Genomic DNA, 25,141 nt, shown 5'->3' on the forward strand with positions numbered 1-25,141 from the left:
GTGATGGTGCGCCGGCGGGATTTCAATGACCGGTATTTCACTTTGTTTTGAGCTGTGCAAGCGCCAATGCCATGGCCTCAGGCGTCAGCGTGTGCACGGAGCCGTTCTCGGTATAGACGAGCATGCAATCGATCCGTTTGCCGGGATAGAGCGGCGCCATGATCGTCTGGTAGATGGCAAGCTGTGCCCGGTGGGCGAAGGGAATGGCCTCAGCCGTCTCCGGCGGCACGCGATTGGTCTTGTAATCGAGGATGACCACACGGTCGTCGAGCACCGCCAGCCGGTCGACGCGGCCAGAGACGGCATAGTCGCGCCCGTCGAGCGCAAGCGTTCCCATGATCGACACTTCGGCCTGCGCATGCGCCTCGAACACAGGCTGCAGATCTGGCACATCCAATAGTTTCAGAACCGAATCGATCAACCTGTCGCGCTCGTCCTGCGGCCAGAAACGCGCGGCGCGCTCGGCATAGCGCCTGGCTGCGTCCGGGCGTTCCGCCAGCGGTATCTCGGGTAATGTCTGCAGCATCCGGTGCAAAAGCCGGCCTTTCTGCAGCGCCCGGTCGGATTTCGGTTTGTCGGTGAAGAGCGGCGAGGCCACGAGAAGATTGTCGGCCTCCTCGTCGATGATCGTTCCGGCCCCGGAAGGGCTAAGGGGTCGAGGGAGCTTCTTTTGCGGTGGCAGCGGGCGATTGAGGTCGAACGGCAGGGCGTCGCGGGCGGCGGTCTGCTCCACATGGTCGGCGCGCTCGAACATCCGCTCCATCGTCGGCACGCGCCATTCGACACCCTGCCAGTCGCCATCCGGCCCGGAGAAGGTGGCGGCTTCGACATGCGGATGGCTGTCGTCCATCGCAGCCGTTATCATCGCATGCCAGGTGTCGGTATTAAGCCGCACGCCCCTGTAGCCGCAGACGATCAGCTGATCGGCCGCGCGCGTCATCGCCACGTAGAGAAGCCGGCGATACTCCTCTTCCGCCAGCACCTGGATACGCGCGGCGTCGGCCTGCGTCAGCGAATTGCTGAGATCGCCAAGCGGCACCCAGACCGGCAGCGGCGGTCGGTCACCGCTTTGCTCGAGTAGCCGCAATTTCGGCATATGCGAATGCGTGAATGCCTTGGAGCCGCCGTCCACCAGAAACACGATTGGCGCTTCAAGCCCCTTCGAAGCGTGCACGGTCATGATCCGGACTTCGTTGCGACCCTTATCCTGCTCGCGCTTGACGACGGGCGCCTCAAGCTCGAGCGTCGAGATGAAGGACTGCAGGCCGGGAAGGGCGGCGGTTTCATGATCGAGCGTGAAGGTGAGAAACTCGTCCAGAATGTCGCTCGCCTCGGTCCCGAGCCGCGCGAGAAATTGGCGTCTCCCGCCATGAACCCCAAGCACCCGGGCATAGAAGTCGTGAACCGGGAGGCTCTTCGATTCCTCGAGAAACAGCCGCAGCCGAGTAACGACAGCGCCGAGACGCTCATTGCCATCCGCCGCATAGGCCTGCAGATGCGCCCACACGCTTTGGCCGTCGTCACGCAGCGCCGCCACCGCGAAGATGTCGTCTTCGCTGAGATCAAAGAGCGGGCTCTTCATGACGGCGGCCAGCGAAAGGTCGTCTTCCGGCAGAAGCAGGAAGCGGCCGAGTGCGACCAGATCCTGGATCGCGATATGGCTGGTGAGCCGCAATCGGTCGGCGCCGGCAACCGGAATATTGCCGCGTCGCTTCAACGCGCGCGTGAGCGCATTGACGAAGGCATCGCGCTTGCGCACCAGGACCAGAATGTCGCCGGCCTCGATCAGCCGCTCCTTGCCCTTCTCGATGATCGTCTTCTTGCCGACCATCATGTCGATCGTATGCGCCATGCGTCGCGCCAGAATGGCGGCGGGTGCGCTTTCCGGCGTCGCGTCGAACGGCGCCGTCCAGTCCTCGTCCTTGATCGCGACCTCAGGCGCGATCATCTCCCACAGGTCAACGGCGCCGGGGTGGCCGATACGGTTGGAGCGATGCACCACCGGCTCGCCGACGGCGCTCAGTCCGCGCGCATTGTCTGGCGGCGTGAAGATGTGGTCGACGGCAGCAAGCACGTCGGAGGTCGATCGGAAAGAGAGCGGCAATCGAACCGAGGAAAAATCCCGGCCGCTCTGCGACACACGCTGCCGCGTGCGCCGGCTTTCTTCCGAGAAACGTTCGGGCCGCGCGCCCTGGAACGAATAGATCGACTGCTTCTCGTCACCCACGGCAAACAGGGTGCGCACTACGTCACGCGCGCTTTCGCCGGAGAAGAAATCCTCCGCCAGCGATTGGATCACGCTCCACTGGATCGGGCTGGTATCCTGCGCCTCATCCACGAGAATGTGGTCGATACCCTGATCGAGCTTGTAGTGGATCCACGGCCCGACGTCGCTCTTGTTCAGGAGATCTGCGGTGCGGGTGATCAAATCCTCGAAGTCGAGCTGGCTTCGTTGCTTCTTCAGGTCGTCATAGTCTCGATTGAGCCTGTCGGCGAGCACAAGGGCGGCGCGCGTCGCGTCGAACATGCGCACGATCTTCAGCCGGTCACGGCAGGAGACCACATGCGCACGCGCCGCGGCAATCGCGTCGGCAAGCTCCGGCGCCTGGGCGAGCATCGCCTTCACGGTGAACTGCCCGTCCGACTTCGGTTCGCCATCCGTTTTCAGGAAGATCTTCTCGAGCGTCGGAATCCGGCGAAGGATATCCGTTTCGCGCACCACGCTCTTCAGCGCGGAAGCCACGTCCTGCGCCTTGGCGCCGCCCTTGCTGTCGGCGAGCTCCAGATAAAGGCTGAGCGTACCGCCGGCCAAACCGGGCAGCGGCCAGTATTGCCCGGCGATTGCAAGCTCGGTGTCACCTTCGGAGAGGCCAAGCTCCGCCCGCAAGACATTGTCGAGGCCGTCATTCTGGTCGGCGGCCTGGGTGAATGCCTTGATCGCATTGCGGTTGGCGACGATTTCACCAAGCAGCGTTTCCAGCCCGGATTCGTCGCCGAGGTTGAGAACATAGGAGAAGGCGTCCGCGAGCGCCCTGTCTTCCTCGGGCGTCGTCGCCGTCAGCAGCGAGCGGCGCGCGTCGGCAAGCAGCGTTGCGGCTGCCCGGTCGTCGAGCACCGAAAAGTGCCCGGCAACGTTCGCCTCCAGCGGAAACTGGTGCAGCAGCGCTTCGCAGAAGGCGTGGATGGTCTGGATCTTCAGCCCGCCCGGCGTCTCCAGCGCCTTGGCGAAAAGCCGGCGTGCCTCCGCGAGCTTGAGGACGTCAGGCGGCGTCCCCTCGATCTGGGCAATGCGCTTGCGGAGCTCCTCGTCCGAGAGCACAGCCCACTCGGCCAGCCGATCGAACACGCGGTTCGACATTTCGGAGGCCGCGGCCTTCGTATAGGTCAGGCACAGGATCGCCGAGGGCCGGGCGCCTGAAAGCAGCAACCGGATCACCCGTTGCGTCAGGACGTGCGTCTTTCCCGATCCGGCATTGGCCGAAACCCAGGCCGATCGACGCGGATCGGATGCGATCGATTGCTGCACCGTGGTCCAGCTGGTCCAGTCCTGCGGGTCGTCGCCCTCAGGCAGTGCCGTTTCGTCACTCATCATTGCTGGCCTCATCGCTTTCGGCCGTCGACCATTCCGAGACTCGGGCGAGGTGATCATAATCGCCGCCGAACTCGAATTGCTGGGCGGGAATGAGCCGCGATGTAAAACCCTTCTCGCCGGATTGCAGCAGCGCCACGAATTTCACCAGCTGATCGATCGAATCGCCGGCAAGTTCGATCGCCGATTTCGCCTTGTCGCTGCGTGCCGAGAATTCGTTGTTGACGGTATCGACCTGGAACCGGCTTCCCGGCCGCAGCCTGACATAGAGCAGGTCCTGCGGCACCAGCTTGCCGGCATCCATGAAGCCGCCGGCCTTCAGCACCTCGGCCTCCAGCGCCAGCTGCGGATCAAGCAGCGATCGCGCTTGCGCGGGCGAGGGGTTGTAGCCCGTCTTGTAGTCGATCAGATCGGCGGAGTGCGGCCCGGTGATGTCGATCCGGTCGGCGACGCCGCTAAGCCGGATATCGACCTGCTCGAGCTGCATGGCGCCGCGCACTTCCGTCAGCGTCCGCTGAAGCCCCGGCCGCCGCTCCGCTTCCCAGGCGAGGAAGGAACGCGCCACCTCGCGGAAGCGCGGCCGCCAGACGGCATCGATATGCGCCGGCAGCTGCTCCATGTCGAACAGCTCGGTCAATATCCGCTCCATCGCCGCCGTCCCGTCAGGCGTGCCGGCGATGTTGCCCTCGCGCACGAACCTGTCGATGATCTTGTGATAGAGCGTTCCGCGTTCGGCAGCCCCGGGGTCTCGGTTGAAGGCATCGACGGCGTCGAGCTTCAAAACGCGGCGCGCATAGATCGCATAGGGGTCGCGCCGAAGCCGGCCGACCTCGCTGAACGAGTAAGATTTCGGCTGCACCTCGCGTGGCGGTGTTGGGCTCGGTCGTTGCGCCGGCGCTTGCCGCTGACCTTCGTCGAGCAGGCCCGCCCAGTGCACGAACTGCTCTCCCCGATCCTTCAGCGTGGCTTCGAAATTCTTCCCGCAAAAGGCCATCAGCCGCTGCAGCCAGCGCGAGGCGACTGTGGGCGTCGAGCCTTTGCGCAGCGCCCTGGTATAAACGAGATGCCGCGTTCCGTTGGCCATCTCGAAGTCGTGCGCCAGCTGGCCGATACGGCGCTCCGGCGGCTCAAGGCCGATCTCGGTCTTCATCGATCGCGAGATGAAGGGATTGTTGGCCGTCTGCCCCGGCCATGAGCCCTCGTTCAAGCCACCGAGGATCAGCGTGTCGACGCTCTGCAGACGGGCTTCCAGCGTGCCGAAGATGAACAGTCTCGGATGGCTGAGCGCTTGCGGCTTCACCGCCTGTCCAGCCGAAAGTGCCGCCATGATATCGATCCACTGAGTGCCGTCCGCCTCGATCTGGCCGTCGGTCCCGATCACCTCGCCAAGCAATGTCGCCAGCGTATCGCCCGCCTCGCCGGACCACAGCCCGGAGAGATCGCCCTTCTCGTCGCGCGCGACGGCCTCGATGGCGCGGCCGGTGCGATCGGCCCAGTCCGAGAGCGTGAAGCGCGTGGTGAGGCCGAGGCTGCCGGTGTCGTGGCGCACGAGAGCGGAAGCGAGCGGCTCGGTTGCCTCGCCGACCCTGCGGGCGAGATCGCGCGCCAGGTCGACCGCGTGGACGGGAAGCGCCTTGCGCCAATGCGGCGCGTGCCGGTCGAGCGCCTGTTCGGAGAGCTGATGTTCGAGCAGGGGCCCAAGCGCGCTGATATCGACCTCCGCCACGCCGCCACGCAAGGCCAGCAATTCGAGCGCCGCCACCGCCTCGGAAAGCGCGCCGCGCTCCAGCCCGAAGCGCGCCAGGGGGTGTTTCAGCAGGCTGACGATCGCCACCGGATCGCCCGGTCTCAGGGCTGCTTCGAGCAGCAGCTGCAAGAGGGTTCCCTGCCGCATCGCTGCAAGCGGCGTGCCGGCGGAATCGTCGGCGACGATGCCGAAGCGCGAAAGCTCGGCCATCACGCGGCGGGCAAGATTGCGGTCCGGCGTAATCAGCGCCGCACGGCTTTCGCCATCCTTGCCCGGCTGCTCCAATGCCAGCCGAAGCGCGATGGCGATCGCCGTCGCCTCTTCACGTTCATTGCCCGCCTCGATCAGCGATACATCGGCGAAAGCCGCCGCGATATCGTTCTCCGAAAGCGTTTCTTTCCACCGGCTCCAGTCGCTGGTCGCCTCGGATGGAGACAGCGCATGCGAGAGGATTTGCGCGCGGACCGCGAGCGCGTCGCGCGCGCTCGCAAGCGTCGAAACATCCTCGCGCGTCAGGCGCAGGTGCTTCAAAAGCTGCGCCAGGCCATATTGCGAATGGCTGCGGCTCGCGGCATCGGCCATGTCGGGGGCGACCATCCGCCAGTGCTCATCCGGCATGCCGACATCGAGACCCGGCAGCACGATCACGCCCTCGCGCCGCGCCGCCACCGCCGCGATCAGATCGGCCGTCGCCGGCACCGAGCCGGTCGAGCCGGCGATGATGATTGGGCCGCTTTCCGGCATCGTCGCGATCCGGTTGGCTTCCGCTCTCAGGATCGCGTTGCGGTGCCGCGCAGGCGAGGACTTGCCGAGTTCGTTCAGGCGTTCCGGCCAGAAGGCGCTGGCGATCTGCAGGAACTCCGCCGTAAGCTGCCACCACAGCGCATGATCCCTCGCGCTCAGCGTCGCAAGTTCGCTCCAGTCGCGATCCTCGGTCTCGATGGAATCGATCAGCTCGGCCAGGTTCCTGGCAAGCCAGATCGCGTCCGCGGGGCTGGCGGGTGCGACGAGCGGCGAATCGGAATGGATGCTGCGCACGATGTCAGGCAGCTTGTTGCGCCAGGCGAGGATCAGCCGCGCCAGTTCCAGCAGTCGCGCGGTGTTGGATAGCGGCTGCGCGAGATCGAGCGTTGCCGGCAGCGCTTCGTCGAAATAGCCGCTGTCGTCATCCGTCTCGCCAAGCGGCCGGATGATGGGCAGGATCGCGGAGCGACCGCCGAGCAGGTCGACGAACTCCGAGCGCAGCACGCGCACCGCGCGCCGCGTCGGCAGATAGATCGTCACCTTGGAGAGCGACAGCGGATCGGCGGGGTCATGCCGGAACAGCGGCGTCAGCCGCCCGTCGCAAAGCGTCTCGGCCAGGGTCGCGAGAAAGGGCAGCCCCGCCGGTATTGTCAGAACCCTGGGCTGATGCCGCTCGCTCATCGTCTAAGCCATTGCCCGGTAACGCCGGATCGTCTCTTCCGCGTCGCCGATCGCCTCGGGCGTGCCGACGGTCAGCCAATGTCCCTCGAGCATCATGCCGTAAAGCCGGCCGCGCGCGATCGCCTTGTCGAAATAGATGTTGAGGTTGAAGGCGTCATCAGGCGCGTCGTCGAGAAACGCTGTCTGCATGGCAATCGCCCCGGCATAGACCACAGGGTCCGGACCGTCGGCGCGAACACGGCTCAGCCGGCCTTTCTCATCGCGGTTGAAGTCGTTCTTGCCGTTATGCCCGGTCGTGTCTTCGAGATTGACACACAGCATCGCCATGTCCATCCGGTCCGCGTCGAAGAATCCGGCTAAGCGCCTCAGATTGCTCGGCCGGTCCGGCCGCTCGCCGATCCAGAAGAGATCGGCATTGGTGACGAAAACAGGACCGCGATCGAGCAGTTTCAAGCCCTTCGCCAGGCCGCCGCCGTTGTTCATCAGGCCGGCACGCTCGTCGGAAATGATGATCTCGAGCGCCTTGTAGCGGCTGAGATGGTCGAGCATCTGGTCGGCATGATGGTGCACGTTGACCACCGCCTTCTCGACGCCCGCTTCGGCCAGCGAATCCAGCGCATAGTCGATCATCGCCTTGCCGTCGATTTTCACCAGCGGCTTGGGGATCGTATCGGTAATCGGGCGCATCCGGGTGCCGAGACCGGCAGCCAGCACCATGGCTTGTTTGATGGTCATATCGTCCGAAACTTATGATTCGCTGGTGACTATTCCAGTCCTTACGCACCACGCGCGCAAGGGGGCAAGCGTTTCATGCTGAAGCGCCACGCTCAGATAGGAGAGCGTGCGCGGCATGTGCTTCATATAGCCAGGTTTTCCGTCGCGCCGCATCAGCCGAACCCACAGACCGGCCAGCTTGCAATTGCGCTGCGCCGACATGATCGCCCAGCTTTTCAGGAAGCCCGCCTCGTCGAATCCGCCCTGCGCGCGGCGCAGCGACAGGTAGTGCTCCATCAGCCGGGCGAAGAGATCGGGCTCGATGGTCACGCGCGCATCCTGGGCAATCGAGGCGAGATCATACGCCGTCGGCCCGATCATCGCATCCTGGAAGTCGATCAGGCCGACCCGCCTTACGCCGGTCTCGCCTTCCCGCCAGATGATATTGGGCGAGTGAAAATCGCGCAGCAGCAGGTTCTTCTCGGCCGCATCAAGCTGGTCGATCAGCGCGTCCCAGATCGCCAGGTATTCGTTACGCTCCGCATCGGTCACCGGCGCTCCATCGCGTTTCCACGGCAGATGCCAGTCGAGCACCAGACGCACTTCCATCTTCATCGCGGTACGGTCGAAATCCGGAATGTGATGCACATGCGCGTCGGTGACGCGGATATCCTGCGGGATCGCCTGCGCATGCAGCGCCGCGAGGCATGCGACGCTTTCGAGATAGCGCTCGGCGATCGGCCGGCCGCTCTCGTCGAGAACCCCATCGCTGCCGAGATCCTCGATCAGCAGGATTCCCTGCTCGTAATCGACCTCGTCGATCAGCGGGGTCGCGAAGCCGCGTTCGCGCAACACGTCGGCGATAGCGACGAACGGATAGGCGTTCTCGGCGATGTGCGCCACCTTCGGATAGGGCTTGCCGTCAAGCACCGGCGGGCCTTCCGGCAGTGGCGGCCAGTCCATCAGGATCCGGCGCACACCATCGTCTGGATAGATCGCCTCATAGGCCCGAAGCGATGCGTCGCCGGTCAGAAACCGGCGCTTGGCACGCGGGTAGCCGGCAGCAGAAAGAAAGGCGCGAATGGCAAGAACGCGGTTGATCCGTGCGGCCTGCTTCTCGGGTGCCGCGATTGTCGCCCGGCGTCCAGTGCCCTCATGCGTCAGCGTCAGCACGATCCGGTCATCCGGCAGCTCGCTCTCGGCCATCTCCGGCCATTCGACTAGACAGATGCCGCTCTGCAGCGCCTCGTCGAAACCGAGCTCGGTCAGTTCGGCGGCATCGCCCAGCCGGTAGAGATCGAAATGCGCGACGGGAATGCGCAACTCGTAGGATTGCACGAGCGTGAAGGTCGGGCTCGGGACTTCGAGCTCCGCGTCATCTGCGATCGCGCGGATCAGCGCCCGCGACAGCGAGGACTTGCCGGCGCCGAGATCGCCCGACAGCGCCAGGCAGTCGCCCGCCTTCAGCGCCAGCGCAAGGTCCTCGCCGAGACGGTCGGTCGCTGCCTCGTCTTCAAGGAAAAGCGAGATGACAGGCGCGCTTGTCGTCATTCGGCGGCGGCGTAGGAGGGGAGGTTGGCCGAAGGAATCCGGCAAATGACCGTCGTTCCCTTGCCCGGCTGGCTGTCGATGACGACCTGGCCGTTATGAAGGTTGACGAAGCTGTCGACGATCGACAGGCCGAGGCCCGCACCACCACGCTTGCCGCTCTTGGCGCCCGTCGCGAAGCGGTCGAAGACGGTCGAGATCATCTCCTGTGAGATGCCCGGGCCTTGATCGGTCACGCTGAAGACGAAGTCCGTTCCCTCGCGCTGGCAGGCCAGCGCTATCGAAGCGCCCTCCGGCGAGAAATTCGCGGCATTGGACAAAAGCTTGACCAGGATCTGCTTCAGGCGCTGCGGATCGGCGATGATCGATCCGAGCCGCGCCGGCGCGGTGATCTCCAGCGTCACGCCGCTTTCCTGCAGCCGATCGGCGATCTGGATCGAGACGTCGTCGAGCAGGTCGCCGAGGTCGATCTCCGAATAGTTCAGCCGCATGATGCCGGCATCGACGGTCGCAAGATCGAGAATGTCGTTCACCAGCGTCAGCAGAACCGACGAGGAGGTGGAGATATGATCGATATACTCCGCCTGCCGCTCGTTGAGATCGCCAAGCCCCGGCGTGCGCAACAGGTCGGTGAAACCGATGATGTTGGTCAGCGGCGAGCGCAGTTCGTAGGACACGTGCTGGACGAAATCGTTCTTCAGCTCGTCGGCCTTGCGCAGCGCGTCGTTCTTTTCCGTCAGCGCGCGTTCGGCGCGAACGCTGTCCGTCATGTTGACGAAGGTCAGCATCGTCTGCGCGTTCGGCAGCGGGATGACCGCGTAATCGAGCACGAGGCCGGAGAACAGCTCCAGCGTTCCCTGGCTCGAGCGACGCTCGTCGTCGAAGCTGGTGATCAGTTCGGCGAAGGTCTTCCAGCCGTCGGGCCGGTCGTAGGACGGCGCGCAGGCATCGCCCAGAGCCCGGATATGGGTGCCCGGCTTCGCTTCCGCCTCGGTGATGCCCCAGAGTGCCCGGAAAGCAGGGTTCGACAGACGAATGCGGCCATCGGGACCGAACACCGCCACGCCTTCGGACAGATGGTCGATCGTCTCGCCCTGAACCTTCACCAGCGTATTGTAACGCGTCTCGAGATCGACCTGTTCGGTCAGGTTCTCGAACACCCAGGTGGCGCCGCCCTGCGGATGCGCGGTCGCGAAGACGCGCAGCGTCTGGCCGTTCGGCAGGTGCCAGAGGTCGGATTGCGTGTCGAGCGCCCGGTACACCGAAAGCGCCGTCTCCTTCCAGGTCTTCCAGCTCAGCTGGTCTGGCAGCTTCTTGGCGGCGCGCAGACGCTCCAGAAGCTCGGCATTGTCGGGCTTGCTCTCGAGAAACGCGATATCGAGCTGCCAGAGCGAAACGAAAGCCTGGTTGTAGAACTGCAGCCGCTGATCGCCGTCGAAGATCGCGACCGGCGTCGCCAGATGGTCGAGCGTCTCGGCGTGGCTCTTCAGCGTCCGCTCCAGCTCGGCGCGTACGGTCTCGATGCCGGAGACATCGACCGCGATGCCGGCCGAACCGCTCGGAACCCTGACGTCGACGACGTCGAGGAAGGTGCGGTTACCGTGGATAACGGTCGAGATCTTGTCGTGGAACGGGGACTCGGGCGTGGCGACGGCGCGGATGCGCTCGCGCGCGATGGTCGTCAGGATTTCGCGGCCCTCGGCGATCGCCTCGTCGGGCGACGAGGCATCGACGGCGGCGCCGTAAGCATGGTTCACCCAGGTCAGCCGGCCCTCGGTGTCGCGCTGCCATGCCGGCAGGTCGATGGAATCAAGCAGGCCCTGGAACGCCGAGATCGACGACATCAGCCGGTCGCGCTCGATCTTCAGTTCGGCGAGCTCGGCGCGCAGATTGTTCAGCGCCACGAAGCGAACGAAGGCGCGGCCGCCGGAAACCCGGCCCTGCGCTTCCAGTACCTCTTCGCGGTGGGTTTCGACGACGATGTCGAAGCTCTTGGCGGACTGCCGCAAGCCGTCGATCGCGCGGTCGAGCTCCGATGCCGAGCGTGGTTTCAGCCAGAGGCCGAAGGCCAGAAATTCATTGTCCTGCGGTGCGCCGGTCTCGGCCGGCAGCTGTCCCAGCAGTTCGGGGCGCTCGTCGCCGTCCCAGATCACGATGCGCCGGTTCTTGTCGGCGATCAGTGCCTGGTATTGCGAAATGCGCTGCTGCGCATCCGACAGCGCGGAGCGGATCTCGCGGCCCTCGCTCTCGAGATTGCCGCGCTGGCGCACCACCCAGAGTGTGGAAAGCAGGGCGGCCGAGATGACGCCGATGACGACGGAGAAGCCGACGACCTGCGTGGATGTGAAAAGATGCGGCGACTGGGCGGCGTCCGCTGCCGCCTGCGCGAAAACCGGCTGGGCGATCGACGCCATTGCGGTCCCCGCGGCAAAGATCCTTGCCACCCGAGCCAACAAGCCTGATCGCTGCGCCGAAGCCTTGCGGGCATCGACGGGTTTTCCATTGCCTGGTTGGCCAGCGCAGCAAGACGGGTAAACGCCGTCTTCTGCCTGTTTGACCAGGCGGTGCATCATTTCCGACATGCGCGGTATGTCTCCGTCCTTTTGTGCCGCATTACGACAAGACATCCCATTTTCGTAGCAAACGGACGCGTCCGTCTCCACGAATCGAGTGTTAAAACAATACTTCGGATAGGAATCGTCGGGAAGATGTGTGCCAAAAAATAAGGGTGCGGCATTTGTCAATGCCGCACCCTCTAGATGTTGTGGATATCGAATCGGCTATTAGTATCTGTAGTGGTCGGACTTGAACGGGCCCTGCGGCGTCACGCCGATGTAGGATGCCTGTTCTTCCGAAAGCTGCGTCAGCTTGACGCCGAGCTTGGCGAGATGCAGGCGCGCCACCTTCTCGTCGAGGTGCTTCGGCAGGATGTAGACCTGGTTCTGGTACTGGCCGGGCTTGGTGAAGAGCTCGATCTGCGCCAGCGTCTGGTTGGTGAACGAAGCCGACATGACGAAGGACGGATGGCCCGTTGCGTTGCCGAGGTTCAGCAGGCGGCCTTCCGAGAGCAGGATGATGCGGTTGCCCTTCGGGAACTCGATCAGGTCGACCTGCGGCTTGATGTTGGTCCACTTCAGGTTACGCAGGGCTGCGACTTCGATTTCGTTGTCGAAGTGACCGATGTTGCCGACGATCGCCATGTCCTTCATCGCGCGCATGTGGTCGATGCGGATGACGTCCTTGTTGCCCGTCGTGGTGATGAAGATGTCGGCGGTCGAGACGACGTCTTCGAGCGTGACGACTTCGAAACCGTCCATGGCGGCCTGCAGTGCGCAGATCGGGTCGACTTCCGTGACCTTGACGCGTGCGCCGGCGCCGAGAAGCGAAGCGGCCGAACCCTTGCCGACGTCGCCGTAACCGCAGACGACGGCAACCTTGCCGGCCATCATCACGTCGGTACCGCGGCGGATGCCGTCAACCAGCGATTCCTTGCAGCCGTACTTGTTGTCGAACTTCGACTTGGTGACCGAGTCGTTGACGTTGATGGCGGGGAAGGGCAGCAGGCCCTTCTGGGAGAGCTGGTAAAGACGGTTGACGCCCGTGGTGGTCTCTTCGGTCACGCCCTTGATCGCGTCGCGCTGCTTGGTGAACCAGCCCGGCGAAGCGGCGAGGCGCTTCTTGATCTGCGCGAAGAGGATCTCTTCTTCTTCCGAATGCGGGTTCGACAGCACGTCTTCGCCGGCTTCGGCGCGGGCGCCGAGCAGGATGTACATGGTGGCGTCGCCGCCGTCATCGAGGATCATGTTGGAGAGGCCGCCATCGGCCCACTGGAAGATCTTGTCGGTGTAGACCCAGTAGTCGTGCAGCGACTCGCCCTTGATGGCGAAGACAGGAACGCCGGAAGCTGCGATCGCGGCGGCGGCATGATCCTGCGTCGAGAAGATGTTGCACGATGCCCAGCGCACTTCGGCGCCGAGAGCGACCAGCGTCTCGATGAGCACGGCCGTCTGGATCGTCATGTGCAGCGAGCCGGTGATGCGTGCGCCCTTGAGCGGCTTCGATGCGCCGAACTCTTCGCGGCAGGACATCAGACCCGGCATTTCGGTTTCAGCGATCGTGATTTCCTTACGGCCGAAGTCTGCGAGGCCGATATCGGCGACGACGTAATCTTTTTCAGTGCTCATTGGGTTCTCCATGCTGAAAGCGTCTCAGATGCAAAGGCGCGAAACGGGGTCGCGCGACGAAAAGCTCCGCGCAGGCGCGGTCAGGCCAGCCGTTTAGCAGGCTTCTATGACGAAGGCAATAATGATATAAAGAAGTCTTTATATGTTTATATGGTCCTGAGGACCTTACATATCTTCGCCGAACTTGTTCTGGATCAGCTGATCCAGCGCGTCGAGCGCCTGTTCGGCCTGGTTGCCGCTGGCCGAGACGACGACGCTCGAGCCCGGGCTCGCTGCCAGCATCATCAGTCCCATGATCGAGTTGCCGCCAACCGTCATCCCATCCTTGGAGACCGTGATGGAAGCGTCGAAGGTTTCGACCGTCTGCACGAATTTCGCCGAAGCGCGTGCATGCAGGCCACGCTTGTTGATGATGAGAAGTTCGCGGGACAGCTGGACGGTCATAGGGGCTCTTTACTTGCCGCTCAAAACGCGGCTGGCGACATTGATGTATTTGCGGCCGGCTTCGGATGCCTCGGCGAGCGCCTTTTCCATATTGTCCTCGCCGCGCACGCCGGCGAGCTTGATCAGCATCGGCAGATTCATGCCGGCGATCACTTCGGTATGGCCGCTGCTCATCACGGAAATCGCCAGATTGGAAGGAGTACCACCGAACATGTCGGTCAGGATGACCACGCCGTGGCCATCATCGGCATTTGCAACCGCGCCCAGAATATCCTGGCGTCGCTGATCCATGTCGTCTTCGGGGCCGATACAGACCGTCTCGATGAATTTCTGAGGACCGACAACATGTTCGACCGCATGACGAAACTCTTCAGCCAGCTTGCCGTGTGTGACAAGCACAAGTCCGATCATGATACTACTGCTCCCAATGGCGTATGCAAACGGTAGGCCCAATATCGCAACGCAGCAATCGCGTCCACCGTGGGGGCACATCTTGGCTATGAAAAGCCGAATGGCAAGACAAAAATGCACGGTTTCGCGCGCCAGCTGCCGGTTTCGTAGGCATTAGCGCCCGATTTCGGGTGCTTTGGCCATCAGTACCGCCAGCGGCAGCGGCACGTTAGCCAGCAACCGAATGACAGGCAGCACGATGCCGGGCGAGACCGTCGCCGTCTCGTCTTCCGGTGGCAGCCGGTCTTCTCCCGAAGCGCGCCCTGGAAGGATCGCATAATGCATGGCGGCTTCCCGGGTGAAGGGAATGCGGACGATGCCGGTTCCGCGCAGCTCGATCATGCTCTCTATGGAGGGCGGGCAGGCCGCGATCGTGACCGCGTCCCGTGTCGAGATCATCACCTGATCGTCGGCGACCAGCATGGCATCGATCCCGATCCGCTTCGCTTCCGCAAGACAGGTAAAGGCGAGCATCGACTTGCCCCATCCCGACGGCCCCTTGAAGAGAAGTCCGGTCTTGCCGACGACGATCGCCGTCGCGTGGATATTGACCGGTGCCGTGGTCATGAGTTGGGATCTGCGGGCAGAGCAAGCGTGAAGCGGGCGCCGACCACCTCTTCGGTCTCCGCGTCGATGATGTTTTCGGCGCGCAGCGAGCCGCCATGCGCTTCGGCGATCTGTCGGCTGATCGAAAGGCCGAGCCCGGAATTCTGGCCGAAGCCTTCGGACTCCGGCCTGTCGGTATAGAAGCGCTCGAAGATGCGGTCGATGTTCTCCGCCTGGATACCGGGACCGTTATCCTCGACATAGACGATGCAGCGCGAGCGAGTGCGAACCAGACGAACGGTAATTTTTCCGTCCTGGTCGGAGACGAAGGAGCGTGCGTTCTCGATCAGATTGGTGACGATCTGGCCGATGCGCAGGTCGTGACCGTTGACCAGGAAGCGTGTCTTGACGCCGGGCTTGCGCTCGATCGCGAATTCGATCTGCACTTCCTTCTTGCGGTTGCGGATCTGACGCGAGATCTCCACGAGATCGCGAAGCAGGACCTCCAGATCCACCGACCCGGCATCGACGCGCGCAAGCTCGGCGTCGAGACGCGAGGCGTCGGAAATATCGCTGATCAGGCGGTCGAGGCGGCGAACGTCGTGCTGGATGACGTCCATCAGCCGCTTCTTGGAATCGTCCGATTTTGCCAGCGGCAGGGTTTCCACGGCGCTGCGCAGCGAGGTCAGCGGGTTCTTCAATTCGTGGCTGACGTCGGCCGCGAAGCTTTCGATCGCGTCGATCCGGTCATAGAGCGCGGTCGTCATGTCGCGCAGCGCGATCGACAGGTTGCCGATCTCGTCCTGGCGAACCGAGAAATCGGGGATTTCCTCGCGCTCCTTGGAACCGCGACGCACGCGGATCGCCGCGGCCGAAAGGCGACGCAGCGGATTGGCGATCGTCGACGACAGCACCAGCGACAGGAGCACGTTGACCAGCGTCGCCACGCCGAAGACGCGCATGATGCCGAGGCGCTCCGCATGGACGATATTGTCGATGTCGCCGGCCTGCGTCGACAAGAGCAGCACGCCGAGCACGGCGCGAAAACGCTGGATCGGCACCGCGACGGAAACGATGAGCTCGCCCTTTTCCGTGGTGCGGACGACGGCGCCGCGCACGCCGGTCAGCGCGTTCATGACTTCAGGGTAGATCGAGCCGTCGCCACCCGGCGCTTCCTTGTAGAGCGGCAGGTTACCCGGTTGCAGAACCTTGTTGAAGATCGTCGTGAACCATTCGCCCCAGGTCTGCTCCTCGTCGGCAACCGGCGGAAGGTCGAAGCGCAGCACCTGGCCGCGCGAATAGAGATGGCGTGAATCGAGCAAAAGGTTCGCGTCGGCATCGAAGATGCGCGCGCGGGTGCGGGTCGGCGAGATCAGCCGGCGCAGAACCGGCGCGACCTTCTCCGGGTCGATCGGAAATTCCAGGTCCTCGTCATTCGGAACCGGGGTAATGCTCTGGCCGGCCTGCAGCTCCAGAAGCTTTTCGGGATCGATGGTGATCGAGTTGGTATCGACCGAGGCGGAAGCCGAAACGGCGCCGGCGATGATTTCGCCCTGCGTCAACAGGCTCTCGACGCGGGCGTCGATCAGCCCCTCGCGAAACTGGTTGAGATAGAGAATGCCGCCGACGAGAACGACGAGTGCCGCAAGATTGAAGAACAGGATGCGGCGCGTCAGGCTGGAAAAGACCGCGTTGCCGAAGATACGGCGAATGATCGTGAAGGGATGCGACCAGCGTCGTCCCCGGACGCGTCGGCCTACGCCGTCTGCGTCATCCAGATCCTTCTCCTGCACCAACTGTGCCAACGACAGCCCCTTCGAAGAGCGGGCCGCTTTGGCGGCGCCGGCTCTCATATACTTTTATCCGCCGCGCCGCTTTGGCGTCAGGCTGCTTCGCGGAAGCGGTATCCCACTCCGTAGAGCGTTTCAATCATATCAAAGTCGTTGTCGACCATCTTGAATTTCTTGCGCAGCCGCTTGATGTGGCTGTCGATGGTGCGGTCGTCGACATAGACCTGCTCGTCATAGGCCGCATCCATCAGCGCGTCACGGCTTTTGACGACGCCGGGGCGCTGCGCCAGCGAGTGCAGGATCAGGAATTCGGTGACGGTCAGCGTTACCGGCTCGCTCTTCCAGGTGCAGGTGTGGCGCTCCTGGTCCATGACAAGCTGGCCGCGCTCAAGCGAACGCGCGAGCTGTGCGGCGCCGGGCTTGGGCGCGGCGCCGGTGGCGGCAGCTGCCGCGGCTTCCCGGCCGGCGGCGCGGCGCAGGACGGCGCGCACGCGCTCGACCAGCAGTCGCTGGGAGAACGGCTTGGTGATGAAGTCGTCGGCGCCCATCTTCAGGCCGAAGAGCTCGTCGATCTCTTCATCCTTGGAGGTGAGGAAAATCACCGGCATGTCGGATTTCTGGCGCAGGCGGCGCAGGAGTTCCATTCCGTCCATGCGCGGCATCTTGATATCGAAGATCGCCAGATGCGGCGGGCGGGCGAGAAGACCGTCAAGGGCCGAGGCGCCATCCGTGTAGGTCTCGACCTTGTATCCTTCGGCCTCAAGCGCGATCGACACCGAGGTCAGGATGTTACGGTCGTCATCAACGAGCGCGATTGTCGGCATTGTATTCGTCTCCGTCATCTAATGCGCGTCTCCAGGTTTTTTGAAGGTCCCCAGGCGGCCATATGAACCGGATGCGCTTATGGGGATAAAGGTGGAACAAATTGTGGCAAAGATAAAGGGCGCGGCGGCGGCTAATTTTTCCGGACAACCGAAAGTCGTGCATGAAAATTGATTGCGCCAAGCCGGTTCAAACGATTTAAAATAAGGTACTTAAATTTAAATCGATTAAATATCTGATATCATTAAATAATATCGATTTATGCCACTTGCGTTTTAAAAATCCTGTCCGTAGGTTCGCGCTCAGTTCTTAACGGCGTTGAGCCCCAAGGGAAGGAAATGACCATGGAGCAGTTCGGTACTCACAACCCAGCGATAGAGCTGGCGACGGCAGGTTTTGCAGGCGCGAAGAGCGTTCGCTATAACTTCACCGCCGCCTCCCTCTATGAAGAGTCGATTCGCCGGGGAGAAGCCGAACTCACCGCTCACGGCGCTCTGCGTGCGCTGACCGGCCAGCACACCGGCCGTTCGCCCAGGGACAAGTTCGTCGTGCGAGACGCAAACACCGACGGCGAGATCTGGTGGGACAACAACAAGCCGATGTCGCCGGAGCATTTCGCGCTGTTGAAAGAGGACATGCTGGCGCACGCCGCCGGCAAGGAGCTCTTCGTGCAGGACCTGATCGGCGGCGCCGATGAGGGCAATGCGCTGCCGACCCGCGTCGTCACCGAGCTTGCCTGGCACTCGCTGTTCATCCGCAACCTGCTGATCCGGCCGGAGCGTTCCACGCTGGAAGGCTTCATGCCGAAGCTCACGATCATCGATCTGCCCACCTTCAAGGCCGATCCGGAGCGCTACGGCTGCCGCACCGAAACCGTCATCGCCTGCGACCTGACGAATGGCGAGATCCTGATCGCCGGCACCTTCTATGCCGGCGAAATGAAGAAGTCGGTCTTCACGGCGCTGAACTACCTTCTGCCCGCCAGGGGCGTCATGCCCATGCACTGCTCGGCCAATGTCGGCCCGGATGGCGATGCCGCCGTCTTCTTCGGCCTGTCGGGCACCGGCAAGACGACGCTTTCCGCCGATCCGGCCCGCACGCTGATCGGCGACGACGAGCACGGCTGGGGCGAGGACGGCATCTTCAATTTCGAAGGCGGCTGCTACGCCAAGACCATCCGCCTCTCGGCCGAAGCCGAGCCGGAAATCTACGCGACGACGCAGCGTTTCGGCACGGTGCTCGAAAACGTCGTTCTCGATGAAAACCGCGTCCCGGATTTCAACGACGGATCGCTCACCGAAAACACCCGTTGCGCCTATCCGCTCGATTTCATCCCGAACGCCTCGGACACCGGCCGCGCCGGCCATCCGAAGACGATCATCATGCTGACGGCCGATGCCTTTGGCGTCATGCCGCCGATCGCCAAGCTGACGCCGGATCAGGCCATGTACCACTTCCTCTCCGGCTACACCGCCAAGGTCGCGGGCACGGAACGCGGCGTGACCGAGCCGGAGGCGACATTCTCGACCTGCTTCGGCGCCCCCTTCATGCCCCGGCACCCGTCGGAATACGGCAATCTCCTGAAGGAGCTGATCGGCCGCCACGGCGTCGAATGCTGGCTCGTCAACACCGGCTGGACCGGCGGCGCCTATGGCACCGGCAAGCGCATGCCGATCAAGGCGACGCGCGCGCTGCTCGCGGCTGCACTTTCGGGTGAGCTGAGCAAGGCGGATTTCCGAGCCGACCCGAACTTCGGCTTCGCGGTTCCGGTCGAAGTCGCGGGCGTCGAGAGCGGCATTCTCGATCCGCGCTCGACCTGGGCTGACGCTGCCGCCTATGACGCGCAGGCGAACAAGCTGGTGACCATGTTCATCGACAATTTCGCCAAGTTCGAAGGCCACGTAGATGGCGGAGTGCGCGATGCGGCCCCGGGTTTTCGGGTGGCCGCTGAGTAAATCAGCGACAACTGATTGATGATTCACGTGAAACCCGGCCCCGAACGGCCGGGTTTCGCGCGTTTTGAAGCGCCTTTCCAAGCGGGAGACGATGTGAGATAGACATCACATGGCCAGCGACCCGCTCTATATCAACGACAGGATCACCATCGCGGGATGGGAGCTGACGGAACAGTTCGTTCTGGCGGGCGGCCCCGGCGGGCAGAACGTCAACAAGGTCTCGACATCAGTCCAGCTGTTCTTCAACATCCAGAATTCGCCGGCGCTGAACGAGCGGGTGAAGATCAACGCCGTGAAACTGGCGGGCCGTCGCATGTCCAAGGAAGGCGTGCTGATGATCGAGGCCAGCCGCTTCCGCAGCCAGGATCGCAACCGCGAGGATGCGCGCGAGCGGTTGAAGGAACTGATCCTCGAGGCCGCCAAGCCGCCGCCGCCGCCGCGCAAGAAGACCAAGCCGACCAAGGGGTCGGTGGAGCGCCGGCTGAAGGCCAAGTCCGGCCGCTCCGACGTCAAGAAGATGCGTGGCCGCCCGAGCGGCGAATAGGTGAGGGGAGGGCACGATGCTGCAGCTGTCGAACGGCATTCGCCACAGCCCGGACTATCTGAGCCGCCCCCGCCAGGAAGAACTGGTCGGCATCATCCGCGAGATCGTCGCGCAGGCGCCGCTCTACACCCCGGTCATGCCGGGCACCGGCAAGCCCATGTCGGTGCGCATGACCAATTGCGGCTCGCTCGGCTGGGTCACCGACAAGGAGCGCGGCTACCGCTACCAGCCGACCCATCCGGCGACGGGAAAAGCCTGGCCCGAGATTCCCAGTGAATTGCTCGACATCTGGAGCGACGTTTCCGGCTACGACAAGCCGCCCGAGGCCTGTCTCGTCAATTTCTATGCAGACGATGCCAGGATGGGCCTGCATCAGGACAAGGACGAACAGGACCTCTCGGCGCCCGTCGTGTCGATCTCGCTCGGCAACACCTGCCTGTTTCGCGTCGGCGGCCTCGAGCGCACGGACAAGACCATGTCCTTCAAGCTGTCGAGCGGCGATGTGGTTGTTCTCGGCGGTGAGGGACGCCTGTGTTTCCACGGTGTGGACCGCATCTATCCCGCGACATCCACGCTTCTCAAGAACGGCGGTCGCATCAACCTGACGCTTCGGCGGGTGAAACCCTAGAGTTTCCGGAGCGCCACCTGTTCGATCAGATGATCCTGCCCCTTGCGCAGGATCAGGTCCGCGCGCGGGCGCGTCGGCAGGATGTTTTCGCGAAGGTTCTTGAGGTTGATGTTCTGCCAGAGCCCTTCGGCGATCGACAGCGCTTCCTCCTCGCTGATCGAGGCATAGCGGTGGAAGAACGAGTTCGGATCGCGGAAGGCGGTCTCGCGCAGGCCCATGAACCGCGTCACGTACCAGTCGTGAATCCGGCTTTCATCCGCGTCGATATAGATCGAGAAGTCGAAGAAGTCCGAGACCATCGGCACGATCTTGCCACCCGCCGGCAGGTCGCGCGATTGCAGCACGTTGATGCCCTCGAAGATCAGGATGTCCGGCCGGTCGATGATCTTGTATTCGTTCGGCAGCACGTCATAGACGAGGTGCGAGTAGGACGGCGCCTTGACGTCGGGCTGCCCGGCCTTGATCGCCGCCAGAAACCGCAGGATGGCACCCGTGTCGTAGCTCTCGGGGAAACCCTTGCGCTGCATCAGGTTTTCCCGCTGCAGCACGGCGTTCGGATGCAGGAAGCCGTCCGTGGTCACCAGATCCACCTTCGGGCTCGACGGCCAGCGGCGCAAGAGCTCCTTCAGGATACGCGCCGTCGTCGATTTGCCCACCGCCACCGAGCCGGCGATGCCGATCACGAACGGCGTCTTCGCCACGTTCGACAGGCTGAGGAAGCGGTTGCGTTGCTGGAACAGCAGCTGCGACGATTCCACATGCGCCGAGAGCAGGCGCGAGACCGAGAGATAGATGCGCCTCACTTCGTCGAGATCGATCGGGTCGCCCATCGAGCGCAGCCGCTTGACCTCGTCCGAGGTCAGCGTCATCGGCGTGTCCGCCCTGAGCTTCGCCCATTCCTCGGATGAAAAGAAGTGATAGGGCGAATAGGCATTCGCCTGGAAATGATCGTGCGTCTCGTGCGCACCGGTTATCTGTCTTGCGATACCCATCAGCTTTGCCGACTGGCCTTCTCCCTGAGGCCGGATTGAGCGGTACGACGCTCAAGTTCCGCCATGACATCTTGTAGCGGAACGCCGGCGATCTTCAATACGACCAAGAGATGATAGAGCACGTCGGCCGCCTCGTAGGCGAGATTTTCGCGATCGTCGGTCACGGCAGCCATGACGGCTTCGATCGCCTCCTCGCCAAGCTTCTTCGCCGCCTTCGCCTGGCCGGCGGCAACGAGCTTCGCCGTCCAGGATTCCTCGGGCGAAGCCTTTGATCGCGTATCGACGATCTTTTCGAGGTCGCTGAGTGTGAATTCGCTCATCATATCGCTTTCAGTCTCAGTCGAGACGCATGTCGATGCCGCAGGAAGACATATAGCGCTTCGCTTCGCCGACGGAATAGGTGCCGAAGTGGAAGATCGAGGCGGCGAGAACCGCGGTCGCATGGCCCTCCTTGACGCCTGCCACGAGGTCATCGAGATCGCCGACGCCGCCCGACGCGATGACGGGAACGCGCACCGCATCGGCAATCGCCCGCGTTAGCTCCAGATCGTAGCCGGCTTTCGTTCCATCGCGGTCCATCGAGGTCACCAGCAGTTCGCCGGCTCCGCGCTCGACCATGCGGCGCGCGAAATCGACGGCATCGATGCCCGTCGCGTTGCGGCCGCCATGGGTGTAGATCTCCCAGGCGCTGGCGTCTCCGCTGGCAGGGGTCTGCCGGCGCTTGGCGTCGATCGACACGACGATGCACTGGTCGCCGAACTTGTCGGCCGCCTCCGCCACGAAATCAGGATTGCTGACGGCCGCCGAATTGATCGACACCTTGTCGGCCCCGCACAAGAGCAGCTTGCGAATGTCTGCGATCGTGCGAACACCGCCGCCGACGGTAACCGGCATGAAGCACTGGTCGGCCGTGCGTGACACCACGTCGAAGATCGTTTCGCGGTTGTCGGAGGAGGCGGTGATGTCGAGGAAGCAGAGCTCGTCGGCGCCGGCCGCGTCATAGGCCTTGGCGGCCTCGACGGGATCGCCGGCATCGACGAGGTTGAGGAAGTTGACGCCCTTGACGACGCGACCGTCCTTGACGTCGAGGCAGGGGATGACGCGAGCCTTCAGGGTCATTGCGCGGTCTCCTTCGCGCGCGACGCTTTGATCAGCGCCAGCGCTTGGCTGGGATCGATACGACCATCATAGAGCGCGCGGCCTGAAATCGCGCCTTCCAGCTTGGCGGCATCCGGCTTCAGCATCCGCTTGACGTCGTCGATCGAAGCCAGGCCGCCCGATGCGATGACCGGGATGGATACCGCATCGGCCAGTTCCAGCGTCGAATCCCAGTTGATCCCGGTCAGGATGCCGTCGCGGTCGATGTCGGTATAGATGATCGCCGCCACGCCGGCGCCCTCGAATTTCTTAGCCAGTTCGATGATGCCGAGCTCGGACGCTTCCGCCCAGCCCTCGACGGCCACCTTGCCGCCCTTGGCGTCGATGCCGACGGCCACATGGCCGGGGAATTTACGGCAGGCCTCGATCACGAGCGCCGGATCGCGCACGGCAACGGTGCCCAGGATTACCCGCGACAGCCCGCGCGACAGCCAGCTTTCGATGTGATCGAGTGTGCGGATACCGCCGCCGAGCTGCACCGGGTTCTTCGTGGCCTTCAGGATCGCATCGACGGCAGCACCGTTGACGCTCTCGCCGGCAAAGGCGCCGTTGAGGTCGACCACATGCAGCCATTCGAAGCCCTGGTCCTCGAAGGCCTTGGCCTGCGCGCCGGGGTCGGGATTGTAGACGGTGGCCTGCTCCATGTCGCCCAGCTTGAGGCGAACGCACTGGCCGTCCTTGAGGTCGATGGCGGGAAAGAGGATCATTCTGTCAGTCCTTTGAAGGCGCGAGCTCAGGGCTTCCAGCGCAGGAAATTGGCAATCAGGGCGAGACCGAGCTTCTGGCTCTTCTCCGGATGGAACTGCGCGCCGGCCATGTTGTCGCGCCCGACAAAGGCCGTCAGCGGGCCACCGTAGCCCGTGGTCGCGATCACGTCCTCGGGGTTTCGAGCGGCCAGATGGTAGGAATGCACGAAATAGGCATGCAGCCCGTCAGGGCCTGTCGGAATGCCGTCGAACAGCGGATGAGGGCGCGTGAGGTCGAGCGTGTTCCAGCCGATCTGCGGTATCTTCAGATTGGGATCGTCGGGCGTCATTTCAACGACGTCGCCGGGAATCCAGCCGAGGCCCGCGGTCGTGGTCTTCTCCAGCCCGCGCGAGGACATCAGCTGCATGCCGACGCAGATGCCGAGAAAAGGCCGTGCCTTCTTCTCGACCACATCGATCAGCGCCTCGGTCATCCCGGGCACGGCATCCAGTCCGCGCCGGCAATCGGCATAGGCGCCGACACCCGGCAAGACGACGCGATCGGCGGCGGCAACGACATCGGCCTTGTCGGTGAGGTCGATCGCCGCCTCGATACCGGCCTCCCGGGCGGCCCGCTCGAAGGCTTTCGTCGCCGAGCGCAGATTGCCGGAGCCGTAGTCGATAATTGCGACGCGCATCAGCGTCCTCCATCAAAGCCAAAGAGACCGAGCGAGGTCGCGGTGCCGCGATCGGCGCGGCTCCCGCCATCCCATTGCGGTGACGGCAGGGGCGTGTCGTCACCGAGATCGGTCTGAATTTCAGAAAAGTAGATTTCCTCGGCGACGTCGAGCCGATCGGCCGAGATCAACGCTTCGTCCTGCCAGCCCTTGGAGACAAGCTTGCGCACGCGCAGGTTCTGTCCCTCGAAGCCGACGAGCAGGCTGGTGCCGAAGGTCACGGCGAGGCCGACCAGCCACAGGCCGGGCTGATCCATCAGCGCGCCGCCGATGGTCTGCAGCAGAAAGGCGGCGATGGCGTAGAGCCAGAGCCGGTGAACGGCGAGCCAGATCCACGGAAACATGAAGCCGAGCACGCTGAAGCCGTCGCGGATGAAGCGCGTCTTCTCGTGCGTGGTGTCGGCGCCGCCGGGGGCGGTCAGAACCAGATAGCTGGAAGTCATGTCGTCAAGCTCCCTGAAGGGGCTTAGACGAGCGTGCCCTTCGTCGAGGGTACACGGCCCGCCTGCCTAGGATCGATCTCTGTCGCCGTGCGCAGCGCGCGGGCGACGGCCTTGAAGCATGTCTCGGCAATATGGTGGTTGTTGGCACCATAATGGTTCAGGACATGCAAGGTGATCCCGGCGTTCTGGGCCAGTGCCTGGAAGAACTCACGGACGAGTTCGGTGTCGAACGTGCCGATCTTCGGCGCGCTGAACGACACGTTCCAGACGAGGAAGGGACGGCCGGAAAGATCGACGGCGGCCTTCGTCATCGTCTCGTCCATGGCAAGGTCGATCGAGGCGTAGCGGGTGATGCCGCGACGGTCGCCGAGCGCCTTGGCGATGGCCTGGCCGATGGCGATGCCCGTGTCTTCCACCGCATGGTGGTCGTCGACATGCAGATCGCCCTTGGTCTCGATCTCCATGTCGATCAGCGAATGTCGCGACAGTTGGTCGAGCATATGGTCGAAGAAGCCGACGCCGGTCGAAATCGTCGATTTTCCGGTACCGTCGAGATTGACGGAAACGGAAACCGAGGTCTCGTTGGTCTTGCGGGATACCGATCCCGTACGGCTTGCTGCGGTCTCGGCCATATGGCGCTCCCTCCGAAATACGCGGGTTCCTTATCAGGCGTGCCGGGAAATATCCAGAAGCGCGGGCAGAGAAATCGAAGCCAATTGCAATCGGCATTCGCCAACTT

At 63.4% G+C, this 25,141-nt stretch carries 21 protein-coding genes; 3 read left to right on the forward strand and 18 right to left on the reverse strand.

The genetic code is table 11. The annotated features are described in order from the left end of the window. Positions 1-37: 37 nt before the first annotated feature. The 11 genes from addA to GGQ67_RS10465 all read right to left on the reverse strand — a co-directional run bounded on the left by addA (position 38) and on the right by GGQ67_RS10465 (position 17,261). Entirely contained in the window at positions 38-3,589 is a 3,552-nt protein-coding gene (gene addA / locus GGQ67_RS10415) for a double-strand break repair helicase AddA (RefSeq protein WP_183900134.1), read from the reverse strand. Beyond that, positions 3,582-6,761: a double-strand break repair protein AddB gene (gene addB / locus GGQ67_RS10420; protein WP_183900098.1), complete on the reverse strand. Its 3,180-nt coding sequence runs from the start codon at positions 6,759-6,761 to the stop codon at positions 3,582-3,584. The genes addA and addB overlap by 8 nt, the downstream gene beginning before the upstream one ends. A gap of 3 nt (positions 6,762-6,764) precedes the next feature. Next, complete coding sequence (locus GGQ67_RS10425; RefSeq protein WP_183900100.1) at positions 6,765-7,496, reverse strand: nucleotidyltransferase family protein; 732 nt, start codon at positions 7,494-7,496, stop codon at positions 6,765-6,767. 12 nt (positions 7,497-7,508) lie between these two features. After that, positions 7,509-9,026 carry a tRNA (adenosine(37)-N6)-threonylcarbamoyltransferase complex ATPase subunit type 1 TsaE gene (tsaE, locus tag GGQ67_RS10430; RefSeq protein WP_183900105.1) on the reverse strand — a complete coding sequence of 506 codons (1,518 nt, stop codon included), beginning with the start codon at positions 9,024-9,026 and terminating at the stop codon, positions 7,509-7,511. After that, the gene (locus GGQ67_RS10435) at positions 9,023-11,437 is read right to left on the reverse strand and encodes a PAS domain-containing sensor histidine kinase (RefSeq protein ID WP_425503771.1); all 2,415 of its coding nucleotides are present in this window, start codon (positions 11,435-11,437) and stop codon (positions 9,023-9,025) included. The genes tsaE and GGQ67_RS10435 overlap by 4 nt, the downstream gene beginning before the upstream one ends. Before the next feature lie 369 nt (positions 11,438-11,806). Beyond that, positions 11,807-13,207, reverse strand: a complete 1,401-nt coding sequence (gene ahcY / locus GGQ67_RS10440) for an adenosylhomocysteinase (protein ID WP_183900107.1) — start codon at positions 13,205-13,207, stop codon at positions 11,807-11,809. A gap of 165 nt (positions 13,208-13,372) precedes the next feature. Then, entirely contained in the window at positions 13,373-13,651 is a 279-nt protein-coding gene (locus tag GGQ67_RS10445; protein ID WP_183900108.1) for an HPr family phosphocarrier protein, read from the reverse strand. A gap of 9 nt (positions 13,652-13,660) precedes the next feature. Continuing rightward, complete coding sequence (locus tag GGQ67_RS10450) at positions 13,661-14,062, reverse strand: PTS sugar transporter subunit IIA (protein ID WP_018901148.1); 402 nt, start codon at positions 14,060-14,062, stop codon at positions 13,661-13,663. 153 nt (positions 14,063-14,215) lie between these two features. Beyond that, positions 14,216-14,668 carry an HPr kinase/phosphorylase gene (locus tag GGQ67_RS10455; RefSeq protein WP_183900109.1) on the reverse strand — a complete coding sequence of 151 codons (453 nt, stop codon included), beginning with the start codon at positions 14,666-14,668 and terminating at the stop codon, positions 14,216-14,218. Further along, entirely contained in the window at positions 14,665-16,452 is a 1,788-nt protein-coding gene (locus GGQ67_RS10460) for a sensor histidine kinase (RefSeq protein WP_183900110.1), read from the reverse strand. The genes GGQ67_RS10455 and GGQ67_RS10460 overlap by 4 nt, the downstream gene beginning before the upstream one ends. A 77-nt stretch (positions 16,453-16,529) precedes the next feature. After that, complete coding sequence (locus GGQ67_RS10465) at positions 16,530-17,261, reverse strand: response regulator transcription factor (protein ID WP_196809369.1); 732 nt, start codon at positions 17,259-17,261, stop codon at positions 16,530-16,532. Positions 17,262-17,603: 342 nt separating this feature from the next. On the opposite strand from GGQ67_RS10465, the gene GGQ67_RS10470 reads away from it, so the two are divergent. The 3 genes from GGQ67_RS10470 (at position 17,604) to GGQ67_RS10480 (ending at position 20,386) form a co-directional block, all read left to right on the forward strand. Further along, on the forward strand, positions 17,604-19,214 hold the full coding sequence (locus GGQ67_RS10470) for a phosphoenolpyruvate carboxykinase (RefSeq protein WP_183900111.1): 1,611 nt from the start codon (positions 17,604-17,606) through the stop codon (positions 19,212-19,214). 109 nt (positions 19,215-19,323) lie between these two features. Next, positions 19,324-19,758 (forward strand): alternative ribosome rescue aminoacyl-tRNA hydrolase ArfB, encoded by a 435-nt coding sequence (gene arfB / locus GGQ67_RS10475; protein ID WP_183900112.1) that lies wholly within the window; start codon positions 19,324-19,326, stop codon positions 19,756-19,758. Positions 19,759-19,774: 16 nt separating this feature from the next. Next, positions 19,775-20,386 carry an alpha-ketoglutarate-dependent dioxygenase AlkB family protein gene (locus tag GGQ67_RS10480; RefSeq protein WP_183900113.1) on the forward strand — a complete coding sequence of 204 codons (612 nt, stop codon included), beginning with the start codon at positions 19,775-19,777 and terminating at the stop codon, positions 20,384-20,386. Here the strand turns inward: GGQ67_RS10480 and coaA are convergent. From coaA to hisB, 7 genes are read right to left on the reverse strand one after another with little or no spacing between them, the layout of a single operon-like run. Beyond that, positions 20,383-21,378 (reverse strand): type I pantothenate kinase, encoded by a 996-nt coding sequence (gene coaA / locus GGQ67_RS10485; protein ID WP_183900114.1) that lies wholly within the window; start codon positions 21,376-21,378, stop codon positions 20,383-20,385. The two genes, GGQ67_RS10480 and coaA, sit on opposite strands and share 4 nt — an antisense overlap. Beyond that, complete coding sequence (locus GGQ67_RS10490; RefSeq protein ID WP_183900115.1) at positions 21,378-21,698, reverse strand: phosphoribosyl-ATP diphosphatase; 321 nt, start codon at positions 21,696-21,698, stop codon at positions 21,378-21,380. The genes coaA and GGQ67_RS10490 overlap by 1 nt, the downstream gene beginning before the upstream one ends. 16 nt (positions 21,699-21,714) lie before the next feature. Continuing rightward, positions 21,715-22,497 (reverse strand): imidazole glycerol phosphate synthase subunit HisF, encoded by a 783-nt coding sequence (gene hisF, locus GGQ67_RS10495; protein WP_183900116.1) that lies wholly within the window; start codon positions 22,495-22,497, stop codon positions 21,715-21,717. Continuing rightward, positions 22,494-23,243, reverse strand: coding sequence for a 1-(5-phosphoribosyl)-5-[(5-phosphoribosylamino)methylideneamino]imidazole-4-carboxamide isomerase (hisA, locus tag GGQ67_RS10500; RefSeq protein ID WP_183900117.1), 750 nt, complete (start codon positions 23,241-23,243; stop codon positions 22,494-22,496). The genes hisF and hisA overlap by 4 nt, the downstream gene beginning before the upstream one ends. A 26-nt stretch (positions 23,244-23,269) precedes the next feature. Beyond that, complete coding sequence (gene hisH, locus GGQ67_RS10505) at positions 23,270-23,920, reverse strand: imidazole glycerol phosphate synthase subunit HisH (RefSeq protein ID WP_183900118.1); 651 nt, start codon at positions 23,918-23,920, stop codon at positions 23,270-23,272. After that, on the reverse strand, positions 23,920-24,402 hold the full coding sequence (locus tag GGQ67_RS10510) for a DUF2628 domain-containing protein (RefSeq protein WP_183900119.1): 483 nt from the start codon (positions 24,400-24,402) through the stop codon (positions 23,920-23,922). The genes hisH and GGQ67_RS10510 overlap by 1 nt, the downstream gene beginning before the upstream one ends. 23 nt (positions 24,403-24,425) lie before the next feature. Next, on the reverse strand, positions 24,426-25,034 hold the full coding sequence (gene hisB, locus GGQ67_RS10515; protein WP_183900120.1) for an imidazoleglycerol-phosphate dehydratase HisB: 609 nt from the start codon (positions 25,032-25,034) through the stop codon (positions 24,426-24,428). Positions 25,035-25,141: the final 107 nt, after the last annotated feature.

The sequence above is a fragment of the Rhizobium metallidurans genome, assembly GCF_014196505.1.
Taxonomy (GTDB): domain Bacteria; phylum Pseudomonadota; class Alphaproteobacteria; order Rhizobiales; family Rhizobiaceae; genus Rhizobium; species Rhizobium metallidurans.